Annotated in this window: 10 protein-coding genes and 1 pseudogene; 9 read left to right on the top strand and 2 right to left on the bottom strand. The window is 51.1% G+C overall.

What is annotated here, in order from left to right:
- The first annotated feature begins 138 nt into the window (after positions 1-138).
- Both ACTOY7_RS05575 and ACTOY7_RS05570 read left to right on the top strand, forming a co-directional pair.
- Complete coding sequence (locus ACTOY7_RS05575; protein ID WP_482671556.1) at positions 139-330, top strand: hypothetical protein; 192 nt, start codon at positions 139-141, stop codon at positions 328-330.
- Positions 331-487: 157 nt separating this feature from the next.
- The gene (locus ACTOY7_RS05570) at positions 488-2134 is read left to right on the top strand and encodes a recombinase family protein (protein WP_482672019.1); all 1647 of its coding nucleotides are present in this window, start codon (positions 488-490) and stop codon (positions 2132-2134) included.
- 79 nt (positions 2135-2213) lie between these two features.
- Here ACTOY7_RS05570 and ACTOY7_RS05565 read toward each other — a convergent pair.
- A pseudogene (locus tag ACTOY7_RS05565) lies at positions 2214-2903 on the bottom strand (carboxypeptidase-like regulatory domain-containing protein); the annotation flags it as partial.
- Positions 2904-3216: 313 nt separating this feature from the next.
- On the opposite strand from ACTOY7_RS05565, the gene ACTOY7_RS05560 reads away from it, so the two are divergent.
- The 3 genes from ACTOY7_RS05560 to ACTOY7_RS05550 all read left to right on the top strand — a co-directional run bounded on the left by ACTOY7_RS05560 (position 3217) and on the right by ACTOY7_RS05550 (position 5618).
- Positions 3217-3825, top strand: coding sequence for a TetR/AcrR family transcriptional regulator (locus ACTOY7_RS05560; RefSeq protein ID WP_394683714.1), 609 nt, complete (start codon positions 3217-3219; stop codon positions 3823-3825).
- 105 nt (positions 3826-3930) lie between these two features.
- Positions 3931-4836 carry an ABC transporter ATP-binding protein gene (locus ACTOY7_RS05555; RefSeq protein ID WP_160281892.1) on the top strand — a complete coding sequence of 302 codons (906 nt, stop codon included), beginning with the start codon at positions 3931-3933 and terminating at the stop codon, positions 4834-4836.
- Between the two features lie 2 nt (positions 4837-4838).
- The gene (locus tag ACTOY7_RS05550) at positions 4839-5618 is read left to right on the top strand and encodes an ABC transporter permease subunit (protein WP_482672018.1); all 780 of its coding nucleotides are present in this window, start codon (positions 4839-4841) and stop codon (positions 5616-5618) included.
- Positions 5619-5666: 48 nt separating this feature from the next.
- Here the strand turns inward: ACTOY7_RS05550 and ACTOY7_RS05545 are convergent, their stop codons facing one another.
- Positions 5667-7076 carry a glycosyltransferase gene (locus ACTOY7_RS05545; protein ID WP_300884513.1) on the bottom strand — a complete coding sequence of 470 codons (1410 nt, stop codon included), beginning with the start codon at positions 7074-7076 and terminating at the stop codon, positions 5667-5669.
- A gap of 230 nt (positions 7077-7306) precedes the next feature.
- Between ACTOY7_RS05545 and yqeC the strand changes: the two genes are divergently transcribed.
- The 4 genes from yqeC (at position 7307) to ACTOY7_RS05525 (ending at position 11115) form a co-directional block, all read left to right on the top strand.
- A complete protein-coding gene (gene yqeC / locus ACTOY7_RS05540; RefSeq protein ID WP_482670754.1) occupies positions 7307-8047 on the top strand; it encodes a selenium cofactor biosynthesis protein YqeC in 741 nt (246 codons plus the stop codon).
- Positions 8048-8064: 17 nt separating this feature from the next.
- Positions 8065-8649, top strand: a complete 585-nt coding sequence (locus tag ACTOY7_RS05535; RefSeq protein ID WP_482670753.1) for a nucleotidyltransferase family protein — start codon at positions 8065-8067, stop codon at positions 8647-8649.
- A gap of 218 nt (positions 8650-8867) precedes the next feature.
- The gene (locus ACTOY7_RS05530) at positions 8868-9806 is read left to right on the top strand and encodes a DUF2156 domain-containing protein (protein ID WP_160281898.1); all 939 of its coding nucleotides are present in this window, start codon (positions 8868-8870) and stop codon (positions 9804-9806) included.
- Positions 9807-9921: 115 nt separating this feature from the next.
- Positions 9922-11115 carry a pyridoxal phosphate-dependent aminotransferase gene (locus tag ACTOY7_RS05525; protein WP_160281899.1) on the top strand — a complete coding sequence of 398 codons (1194 nt, stop codon included), beginning with the start codon at positions 9922-9924 and terminating at the stop codon, positions 11113-11115.
- Positions 11116-11163: the final 48 nt, after the last annotated feature.

Below are 11163 nucleotides of genomic sequence, written 5' to 3'. Positions count from 1 at the left end.
AGAAAAAAAGGAAGCGCAAATGTAAAACACATTGATTCAGGCAGCTGGCTTTGCAGAAGGAGGAATAGAATCTGGCTTTGGGAAATAGTTATAGTAGAAAAGCTCTGTCAGAGATATGCGGGAGATTCAGGAGAAGTTATGTCTGAGAATGAATATCGGCAGGTTTGCATGGACGTAGAGGGCATCAATGTGATTTTGGAATTTCCGGCGGAACAGCCATCTGGACAGGAAGGAGAACGCTCGGGAATCCGGTCAGGAGATGAAGAGCAGTTGAAACAGGAAATCCGGAAAATCCTGATCAGTGTATTGCTGGAAAAAATGAAATTATGATTTTTCTGCGTTACTATTCATGGTGGTGCAGTCGGAAAATGTGGATTTTTCGACTGCGCCATTGCATTTCAGGAATAGGACAGGCCTCAAAATAATAAGAATATTAGAAACCGGATCACTGTGCCAAACAGCGATGGAAAAGGAAGCGGATCGTTCTGTGAAGCGTGTCAGAATGCTGCTGCGGGTCAGCTCCAATCAGCAGCTGGAAGCAGACGGGGACCTGTCGGTCCAAAGACAGATCGTGCTGGATTATATCGGACAGCACGAGGACTGGGTGGCGGATGAAAAAGAATACTTTGAGGGGAGTAGAAGCGGCTACAAACATGCGGTCTCCAAAAGAGAAACACTCCAGGAGGCGCTGGAGGATGCCAGGAAGCGGGAATATGAGATCCTGGCGGCTTATAAGGATGACCGGGTGGGAAGGCGCATGTGGGAGATGGGAGCCTATATCATGGCTTTAAAAAGCTGCGGGGTAGATGTTTATACGGTAAAGGACGGATGCATCAGCCCGGAGGCGGATGATATTATGGGGCAGATGATACTGGCCCTCCGCTATGGAAATGCCCAGAAGAGCAGCTCGGATACCGGGATGCGGGTAAAGGATACGGCCCAGAAGCTGGTGCAGAAGGGAAAATTCATGGGCGGGGCGGCGCCTTACGGATATGAGCTCGTACTGTCCGGGGAGCTGAGCAAGCATGGGCGTGCCCTGCACACCTTGAAGATCGTTCCGCGGCAGGCGGAGACGGTAAAGCACATCTATTCATTGTCTTTGAATCAGGAATACGGCTCTGTGAAAATCGCAAACATTTTAAATGAAGATCCCTGTTACAGACAGCTTGCGCCCCGGGATGTGTGGAAGGCCGGAACGATCACCAGTATTCTGACCAATCCCGTGTATGCAGGCTATACGGCATATAAAAGGCGGGAACGGATCAATGGAACATACCATCGTCTGGACCAGTCGGACTGGATCAGGGCAGAAGCGCCCAATGAGGAAATCCGGATCATTGAGGAGGATATATGGAACCGGGTACAGGAAAAAAGAAAGAGAAGGTCGGACCGATACCAAAAGAAGCGGGAGGACCAGGCGGTTTCTGTGATCAGAAGGAATGACGGGATGCTCCCTCTGATTGATGTGAGTTACTGCGGATACTGCGGGGGGAAGCTTATCAACGGGAGCCGGTACCATTACTGGACGATCAAAGGTACCGGGGAAAGGAGATCCAGCAGGACTCCGATGTACCGATGCCGGAATGGGGATGGAATGGCAGATCATCCGACAGCACTGTTTCATGCGGAGAGGATGGAAAGGGCGGTATTCCAATGTCTTGGGGAATATATTGAGAGACTTCTGGAAAACGAGGATGCTGACGCTGCTGTTTTTGAAAAGCTGAAAACCAGGAAAAAAATTGCGGAAGCAGAATGGAAGAAGGAAGAGGCGTTACTGCGAAAACTGCAAAAAGGGATCGAAGTGATGGAAGGAAAGATCCCGGACGCGATCACAGGCGAGTGCGGATTTACGGCGGAAGAGCTGGCGGAAGCCGTCAGAAGCCAGAGAAACAAAGTGCTGGAGCAGGAGCAGGCGGTACAAAGGAGCAGGGAAAGGCGAAGCAAGCTGGAAGAAAATGCAGGGAAGCGGGAAGAAATCCGGAAAGCAATCCCTCCTTGGAAACAGATTTTTCAGGAAGCGGATTCCGATACGAAACGGATTTTAGTTCAAAGGCTGGTAGAATGGATCCAGGTGACGCAGGAGCAGATTCGGATCCGTTTTAAGGAATTGTCAGGAAAGAACTTGTTAATTTGACGGCGTATAAATGTTTAGCTGCAAAGAAGATGATCGCAGGCGCAGAAGGTTTCACCATGAATCAGCATTGATCACGCTACCATTCCGTATACACCCGGTTCAGGGTAAAGGACATGATCGCCAGCACATTTGCGCGGATGGAAGCCTCGGGCCAGGTGGCGTAGATTTCCGAGGAGGCTACATTTTTGATGTAGTCCCGATATTTCACATAATAATTCTGTGCCGTAGTGTCCCGGGGCGAACCGTCATGCACTACGATATACTCCGGAACGACCACCCTGCTCAGTACGATCTCCCCGGATTCATTGGTGGGCTTGATCTCGTCCTCCGCAATTTTCGGGGGATATTCCCCGTACAGGGTATGGGCAGGGATGACAAAGACCTCTTCTCCTGTATCCGCTGGCGTCAGCGGACGGAGCCGTACATTCTGGATTGCCGTGACATCAGGCAGGATCTCGGCTCCGGAAATGCTGACCGGCTCAAAGCCAGGTGCCCGTACATCCAGCGTATATTCCGCGTAAGGCTGGGCTTCGATGGACGGGTCCAGGCTGTATTCCAGCGGAGGCGCGTTCAGTTCGATGGTTTCAGTCTGCCCGGAGCTGTCTGTGTTCAGCTCCTCCAGCGTGCTGTCCGGAACCCCGGTGTAGGATACGGAGATCACCGCGTCGGACACGGGATAGGAATCCACATCCGAGGTCACATTGATCTGCAGCAATCCCCTTTCAATCTGATCACGCCTTGCCGCGTCATTTTCCGCATTTTCCTGCATTGCCTTAATATAAACCATAATTCCCCCTGTTTGAGATATGTTCTATATCAATATATGCAGTTCGGAGGGTTATTGTGTTGTGGCGCGGATAAGCCGTTGCTCCGTCCGGAAATACGGGAGTCCGGTTCTAAATGGATGAGTTGTCAAAGAGTGACCCATAGCGCGGACGGAGCACCAGGTGAAAAACAAAAAAGGGGTCTTCTCAAAAATGGTCAATGGGGTATAATGGATATAAACCGGTATGGTCAATAAAAGAGACTGCCGCATTTTAAATCTGCGGTAATGGTTGCTTGCACATAATGGAGGAGTTGCCATGAATGAAAAATTTTTTGCGCTGCCGGAAGAAAAACAGCAGAGAATCCTGAATGCCGGCTACCGTGTATTTTCTCAGAATTCTTATAAGAAGAGCCCCATGAGTGAGATCGCGGACGAGGCTGGGATCAGCAAGTCCCTGCTGTTTCATTATTTCCGCAATAAGAAGGAGCTGTACCTGTTTCTCTGGGACACCTGCGCAGAGATGACGATCCGATATCTGGAACAATACGGATGCTACGAACAGACGGATCTTTTTGAAATGCTCTATCGGGGGATGCAGGCCAAGATCCGGCTCATGCATCGTTATCCCTATATCGGCAAATATGCGATGAAGGTGTTCTATGAAAGGGATCCGGAGGTCAGTACGGAGATCCAGGAGAGCTACAAAAGGTATAAGGACATCAAAGCAAACAGCACTCTTCTCAATCTGGATCCGAAGCAGTTTCGGGAAGGGATCGACTTGTCCATGATGTATCAGGAAATGTATCTGGCATCGCTTGGGTATCTCTGGGAATTTATGCAGAATGAGGAGATGGATGTGGATCAGATGGAAGCGGATTTTACGAAAATGTTTGAATTTTGGAAGAAGACCTATCTGAGGGAGTGAAGGCTCGGCAAAAACAGTGTGCCGGAATATGCGCAGCTGGCAGGCTGCATCAGGAAGCAGAGCCTGGTACCGCAGGAAGAAGATTCATTCGAAAGGAGATGCGAGATGAACGCGATTGAGATGAAAGGACTGACGAAATTCTATGGAAAATCCAGAGGGATCGTGGATTTGAACCTGACGGTTCCGGAGGGAGAATTTTTTGGATTTATCGGTCCCAACGGAGCCGGGAAGAGTACCACGATCCGTACACTTCTGGGGCTGCTCCGAAGCTCCGGCGGCAGCGCCCGGATTTTTGGAAAGGACATTGCGGCAGAGAAAAGCAGTATACTGGCAGAGGTGGGCTATATGCCGTCGGAAGCCGTGTTTTATCCGGGAATGCGGGTCAGGGAGGTGATCCGGCTTTCCGCGGGCTTGCGGAAAAAGGATTGTGCGCAGGAGGCGGAGCAGCTATGCAGCCGGCTGGAGTTGGACGTATCCAAAAAGGTGGACGAGCTGTCATTCGGAAACCGGAAAAAGGTGTCCATCGTATGTGCCCTCCAGCATCACCCCGGGCTGTGCATCCTGGATGAGCCTACCAGCGGTCTGGATCCGCTGATGCAGAGGGAGTTTTTCGAGATATTAAAAGAGAGGAATGCCCAGGGAACCACCATCTTTTTATCCTCCCATGTGCTTTCGGAGATCCAGCGGAACTGCATCAGGGCAGCGATCATCCGGGAAGGAAAGCTGATCGCCTGCGACAGTGTGGAAGCACTCTCCCGGACCAGCGCAAAACGGGTTCATGTCCAGGGCGAGCTCTCTCTGCCTCAATGGAAAGAGATGCGGGACCTGCGGCAGACCGGGAGCGGGATCAGCTTTTTGTACGGCGGAGAGATCCGCAGTCTTCTGCGGGTGCTGGCAGAGCAGGACATCACAGATCTGACCATATCCGAGCCGGATCTGGAGGAGATCTTTCTGCATTATTATCTGGATCCTGCGGGAGACAGAGGAATGAACGGAGGTGAGGAAAAATGATCATGATCCGGCATGAATTAAAGCAAAACAGGATTTCTCTGGCAGCGTGGACGGCGGCAGTGGGCTTTCTGCTTGTAATCTGCATCCTGATCTTTCCGGAGATGAAGGAAGAGATGGACGGAGTCAGCGATATGTTTGCCTCCATGGGGAGCTTTACCGAGGCATTTGGGATGGACAAGATCAGCTTCGGCACGCTGACCGGGTTCTATGCCGTAGAATGCGGAAACATCCTGGGGCTTGGCGGGGCATTTTTCTCGGCGCTCTGCGGGGTGTCCATACTGGCAAAGGAGGAAAAAGACCATACGGCGGAATTTCTCCTGACCCATCCGGTCAGCCGTGCCCGGATCGTGACCTGCAAGCTGGTCGCGGCGGGGCTGCAGATTGTGATCCTGAATGCGGTTATTTATGCGGCTTCCATCGGCTCCATCGCGGTGATTGGGGAGGAGATTCCCTGGAAAGAGGTGTCGCTTCTGCATCTGGCCTATCTGCTGCTGCAGATCGAGATTACGGCGGTCTGCTTCGGGATCTCCGCCTTTCTAAGGCATGGAGGTATGGGGATCGGGCTTGGCGCGGCGGCCGTCCTGTATTTTCTGAACCTGATCGCCAATATCACCGACAGCGCGGAATTTCTACGGTATATCACACCCTTCGGGTATGCGGAAGGCTCGGATATTGTGACCAGCGTGAGTCTGGAATGGGGGCTGGTCGCGCTGGGGCTGGCATATGGAGCCGCGGGGATTGCGGCGGCATATATGAAGTACTGCAGGAAGGATATTGCGTAAAAGGATCCGGCGGATGTGTGCCTGGAAATCGCTTTCGGTAAGGCATGTTCAGACACGCTCTAATACAGTTTGGATATTTTCCTTCATTTTTTCGGATAAAAGAGCATACTGTACCAGATCTTCTTCACTGAAGTCCTTAAAACGGGCATGGTCATAGTCATTCTGTGCAGCGGCCAGATCTTCCATGATCTGGTCAGCTTCGGGCAGAAGCGTGATCCGGATCTGTCTGCGGCGGGATCTGGAAACAGATCCGAAAGCCTGGGGATCGGCGGTGCTTTCCGCAGGATCCGAAGGAGGAATGCGGTCTGCCCTGGAGGTCCCGTCCGTCCGCCGGATCTCCTCCACCTTGAGAAGCCCCCGCGCGGACAGCTTCTGCAGGGTCAGCGAAAGCGCTCTGCGGGAAATATTTGCAAAATCAGCAAGCTCCGCCCGGGTGGTGATCTGATGAGGCTGGCTCAGGCAGAAAAGCAGGCTGGCCTCGGCTACGGTCAGACCGTTCTTTCGGGCCGCGGTTTCCAGATAATATTCCAGAAGCTTCCGATTTCGGTAGACCTCCATCAGGATGCCCTCCCCGGCGATCGCCTCGCTGCAGACCTTGGTGTGCTCTTCCCCCAGTTTTTTGCTGCCCGGCAGGATGGCAGGAGGAACCATGCCGTCCCCGGCGGCATCCACAAGAAAGCGGTAGACCTGGAGCCGTTTCTTTTCATAATCCGTTTCGTCAAAAACTTGTTTATAGAAATTATTGTAGTATTCAAATACCATCAGCTTCATTCTCACGGTATTGGTGATGCTAGCGCCCTGGCTGGCTAGAGAACCTTTTGTCTTGACATAGTAGTAAATGGGGGCGTGCAGGGCATAGAAGGCTTTCCCATGGCGGATATATTCCAGATTGAACATAAAATCCTCGCACCAGCTGATGGTCACATCCATGCGCAGGCGGTATTTCTCCACAATCTCTCTGCGGTACAGCTTGTTCCAGAGTACGCCGTAATAAAAATCCGCAGGATTTTCCATCATATGCGACGCAAACTCCTCTCGTGTCATTACGGAATCCTCTTCGATGTCCCCTTTCTGGGACAGACGTTCTCCCACAACCCGGTAAAAATCAGCGATCACCAGATCGCAGCAGTGCTCCTCGGCGGCACGCACGAACAGCTTGGTAGCGTCCGGCGTGATCCAGTCGTCGCTGTCGAGAAATTGAAGATAGGTTCCCCGCGCCCGGTCAATGGCCTGGTTGCGGCTGTCGGATACTCCGGTGTTTTCCTTGTGGATCACACGGACCCGGGAGTCCTGTTCGGCGTAACTGTCACAGATGCTGCCGCAGGAATCCGTGCTGCCGTCATTGACCAGCAGAAGCTCAAAATCCGTATATTCCTGGTTCAGGATGCTGTCAATGCAGCGTGCAAGATGCTTTTCGGCATTGTATATAGGAACAATAATACTTACGGTTGGGGTCATGGGTGTACTCTCCTTTACTGTAGGTCTCTTTGAATATCATTGTATGCGGAAAAGCTGCAGGGGCAGATTTCCTGTGTGGTTACAGATATTTTAGCAGATCTGTAAAGAAATGGAAACGGCGGTTTTCAAAAAGTTGATTCAGCAAAAATATGCGGAAATGTTTTGTTGTGAACCGCATCAAAATATAGTAGAATAATCAAATAAGCAGGTAAATCGATTGAGGTATGCAAATGATTGGTGAGATAGTATATGGAAATCTGATATCAAAACAAACATTGTTGGAAGCATTTGATCTTGCAGAGACAACGGCTCCGAGAATTTCTGCAGTTGGTGCAGGCGGGAAAACCACTACATTAAAACGGCTGGCGGCAGAATATACAGATATGGGAAGGAAGCCGATTGTTACAACCACCACACATCTGTTTAGAGAAGATTCTCCGTTATTTTTGGAAGATCCGTCTGTGGGGGAGATCCTTGCGCTTCTGGACAAAGAGGGTTGTGTATTTGCAGGCGGGAAGGCAGGGAATGGAAAGATAAAGAGCCTTCCCGAGGAGGTTCTGGAAGCGGTTTTAAAGCTTCCGAATCCTGTTTTGATCGAAGCGGATGGGGCGAAAATGCTTCCTGTGAAATTCCCGGCAGACCACGAACCGGTCATTCTGCCGCAGACCACCCATATTTTGTACATATGCGGCATGGACGCACCCGGAAGAAAAATAAAAGAGGTCTGCTTCCGGGCAGAGCTTCTGGCTGATTTTTTGGGGAAGTCCCCGGAGGAACTGCTGACAACGCAGGATATTGCGGCTCTTGCACAGAGCAGGCTGGCGGGAAGGAAAGGGGCAGGGGATGGGATGCGGTATGCAGTTGTCCTGAATAAGGCAGATACCCGAAAGCGGCGCGACGCGGCGTTGGAAGTCTGGGAGGCAATGGATCGCAGGAAGGAGATTCGGGTGATTGTTACTGCGAATTCCTGAAAACTGGTGGAGGAAAGATGAAAGTACGTTTGATTTATCTGGCGGCTGGGAACAGTCACCGATTCGGTTCCAACAAGCTTTTGTATGAACTGGAGGGGCGGCCTCTGTATCGGCACTTATTGGACAGGCTGGTCAGCCTCAGCAGGCAACATGCCGACTGGGAAGTGATCGTGGTGACACAATATCCACAGATATATGATGAAGTACGCGCGGGAAATATTCGTGCCATATTCTCACCGGACAGCCAGAAAGGGGTATCCTATTCCATCCGTGCAGGTCTGGAAGCTGCGGCAGATGCACAGGCCTGTGCGTTTTTTGTGGCGGACCAGCCCTGTTTTGCAGAAGAGAGCGCAGAGGCCTTTTTGGAATATATGGAAAGGAACCGGGCAGAGCTTGGCTGTGTGACATGCGGGGACCAGACCGGAAATCCGGCCTGGTTTTCCCGAAACTATTTTCCGGAATTGTTGGAATTGAAAGAAGACCAGGGGGGACGGAAGGTTCTGAAAAAGCATCTGGATCAAATCCTATATTTTCCCATTTTGGATGTCGGGGAACTGCAGGATGTGGATACATTACCACAAAATAATAAAAAGCTGTCTTAGAAGCAATCTGATATATACAAAATGAAAAATATATAAAGAGTCAAGATAGGTAACAGCATAAAATTTTTCCCCAATAGTCCATAAAAACTTTTCTATAGGATAAGATTTTTGATAAATCTTGTCAGAACCGCACAGAATATGCTATACTGACAAATGTGCGCCGCCCCCCGCTGGAAAATTCTGGGGCAGGGGCACAGAAAAGAGATGGAGAATGAAAAATGGAAGAGATACTGTTTAAAAGGCCGGAACTGGAGGATCAGGAGATCATTGCCCCGTATTTTGAGAAGGCTCCGAGCAGAAGCTGTGAGCGGACCTTTGCGAATGTTTACCTCTGGTCCAGGCACTATCATGTACAATATGCGGTCATAGAAGGCGCTCTGGTCTTTCGGGATGACGGAGAGAAGCTTGCGTTCGCCTACCCGGCAGGAGAACCGGAGGCCGTGAAGCGGGCGCTGGAATACCTGATGCGATACACAGAGGAACAGAAGGCTCCCTTTATACTTTACAATGTCACGGAAGAAAATTTTGCCCAGATGGAGGCATGGTATCCGGGGCAGTTTCAGATCGAGTACCTCCGGGATGAAGCGGACTATGTATATGAGACGGAGAAGCTTGCCACCCTGGCGGGAAAGAAGCTGCACGGCAAACGCAATCACATCAATAAGTTCAAGTCCTTGTATCCGGACTGGAGTTATGAGCCGATTACCGGGAAAAATGCGGAAGAATGCTTTCAGATGGCCCTGGAATGGCGTAACGAGAACGGCTGTGAGGAGGACCTGGAAAAAAACGCGGAGATGTGTGTGACTCTGAATTTCCTGCGTCTGTTCCAGGAACTGGGGATGAAGGGCGGCCTGATCCGGGTAGAGGGCAAAGTGGTGGCCTTCTGTGTCGGAGAGCCGGTCTGCGAGGATACCTTTGTAGTGCATGTGGAGAAAGCGTTTGCGGAAGTGGAAGGGGCCTACCCAATGATCAACCAGCAGTTTGTACAGCATGAATGCATGGAGTATCAATATGTAAACCGGGAGGAAGACACCGGAGCGGAGGGACTGAGGAAATCCAAGCTTTCCTATCATCCGGCATTTCTTGTAGAAAAAGGGATCGTGACCCGGAAGGCATACCCAAGGGCATCCCATTATAGCCATTCGGCCGTTTCATAAGGTATGACCGCGAGACAGGGAGATCACCTGCCGGGAATAGAATTTCAGCAATCGGAATCAGATCATGAGCGGGAGAACAATAGATTCGGTCCTGCGGAAAAAGGAGACAGATACGATGATTTCAAAAAAGATGGAAAATATGGTGGCAAACAGTTCTGCAATCCGTGCAATGTTCGAAGAGGGCAACCGCCTTGCAAAGCTCTACGGCAAGGAAAACGTATATGATTTCAGCCTGGGAAATCCCAATGTCCCCGCGCCAGCGGCAGTGAAACAGGCCATCCTGGAGATTCTGCAGGAGGAGGATCCGGTGGCGCTTCATGGCTACACCAACAGCAATGCAGGATATGAGGATGTGAGACAGGCTGTGGCACAATCCTTGAATGAGCGGTTCGGCACTGCATTTGCGGCGAAGAACATTACCATGACCGTGGGGGCGGCCGGCGGGCTGAATGTGATCTTAAAGTCCCTGCTGAATCCGGGGGACGAGGTCATTGTATTTGCGCCCTATTTCGGAGAATACCGGAGCTATACCAGCAATTACGACGGCGTCCTGGTGGAGATCTCTCCCAATACCGTGGATTTCCAGCCCAAGCTGGATGAGTTTGAAGAGAAGATCACGAAAAAGACAAAGGCCGTGATCGTCAATACGCCCAACAATCCCACCGGAGTCGTTTATTCTGAGGAGACGATCCGGAGGATGGCATCCATTCTGGAAGCAAAGCAAAAGGAATATGGAACGGAGATCTATCTGATCTCAGACGAGCCGTACCGGGAGCTTGCATATGACGGTGCAAAGGTCCCCTATCTGACAAAATATTATGCAAACACGGTGGTAGGATATTCCTACAGCAAATCCCTGTCGCTTCCCGGGGAGCGAATCGGATATCTGGTGATCCCCGATGAAGCGGCGGACAGCGAGGCGCTGATCAGCGCGGCCAATGTGGCGACCAGGATCCTGGGATTTGTGAATGCGCCGACACTGCAGCAGAAGGTGGTCAAATACTGCCTGAACGAAAAGACGGATATTTCCTTCTATGACCGGAACCGGGAGACACTATACAACGGCCTGAGAGAACTGGGCTTTGAGTGCGTCAAGCCGGAGGGAGCGTTTTACCTTTTCGTAAAATCTCCGGTTACGGATGAAAAGGCATTCTGCGCGGCGGCAAAAAAATATAATATTCTGATTGTTCCGGGAAGCTCCTTTGGATGTCCCGGATATGTCAGACTGGCCTATTGTGTGTCCCATGAAACGATCGTAAATTCCCTGCCCAGATTCGCAGAGCTGGCGAAGGAATATGACTGCAGATGATCCGATGCGAAGCGGCGCGATAGCGATAGTCTGTATGGCAGACGAGCT

The organism is Schaedlerella sp. (assembly GCF_056796775.1).
This window is presented reverse-complemented; position numbering and strand designations above follow the sequence as displayed.

Excerpts from the sequence above, each read along its gene's own strand:
- ACTOY7_RS05575 (WP_482671556.1), top strand. The coding sequence starts at position 139 with ATGTCTGAGAATGAATATCGGCAGGTTTGCATGGACGTAGAGGGCATC.
- ACTOY7_RS05560 (WP_394683714.1), top strand. The coding sequence starts at position 3,217 with ATGAATGAAAAATTTTTTGCGCTGCCGGAAGAAAAACAGCAGAGAATC.
- ACTOY7_RS05555 (WP_160281892.1), top strand. The coding sequence starts at position 3,931 with ATGAACGCGATTGAGATGAAAGGACTGACGAAATTCTATGGAAAATCC.
- ACTOY7_RS05550 (WP_482672018.1), top strand. The coding sequence starts at position 4,839 with ATGATCCGGCATGAATTAAAGCAAAACAGGATTTCTCTGGCAGCGTGG.
- ACTOY7_RS05545 (WP_300884513.1), bottom strand. The coding sequence starts at position 7,076 with ATGACCCCAACCGTAAGTATTATTGTTCCTATATACAATGCCGAAAAG.
- yqeC (WP_482670754.1), top strand. The coding sequence starts at position 7,307 with ATGATTGGTGAGATAGTATATGGAAATCTGATATCAAAACAAACATTG.
- ACTOY7_RS05535 (WP_482670753.1), top strand. The coding sequence starts at position 8,065 with ATGAAAGTACGTTTGATTTATCTGGCGGCTGGGAACAGTCACCGATTC.
- ACTOY7_RS05530 (WP_160281898.1), top strand. The coding sequence starts at position 8,868 with ATGGAAGAGATACTGTTTAAAAGGCCGGAACTGGAGGATCAGGAGATC.
- ACTOY7_RS05525 (WP_160281899.1), top strand. The coding sequence starts at position 9,922 with ATGATTTCAAAAAAGATGGAAAATATGGTGGCAAACAGTTCTGCAATC.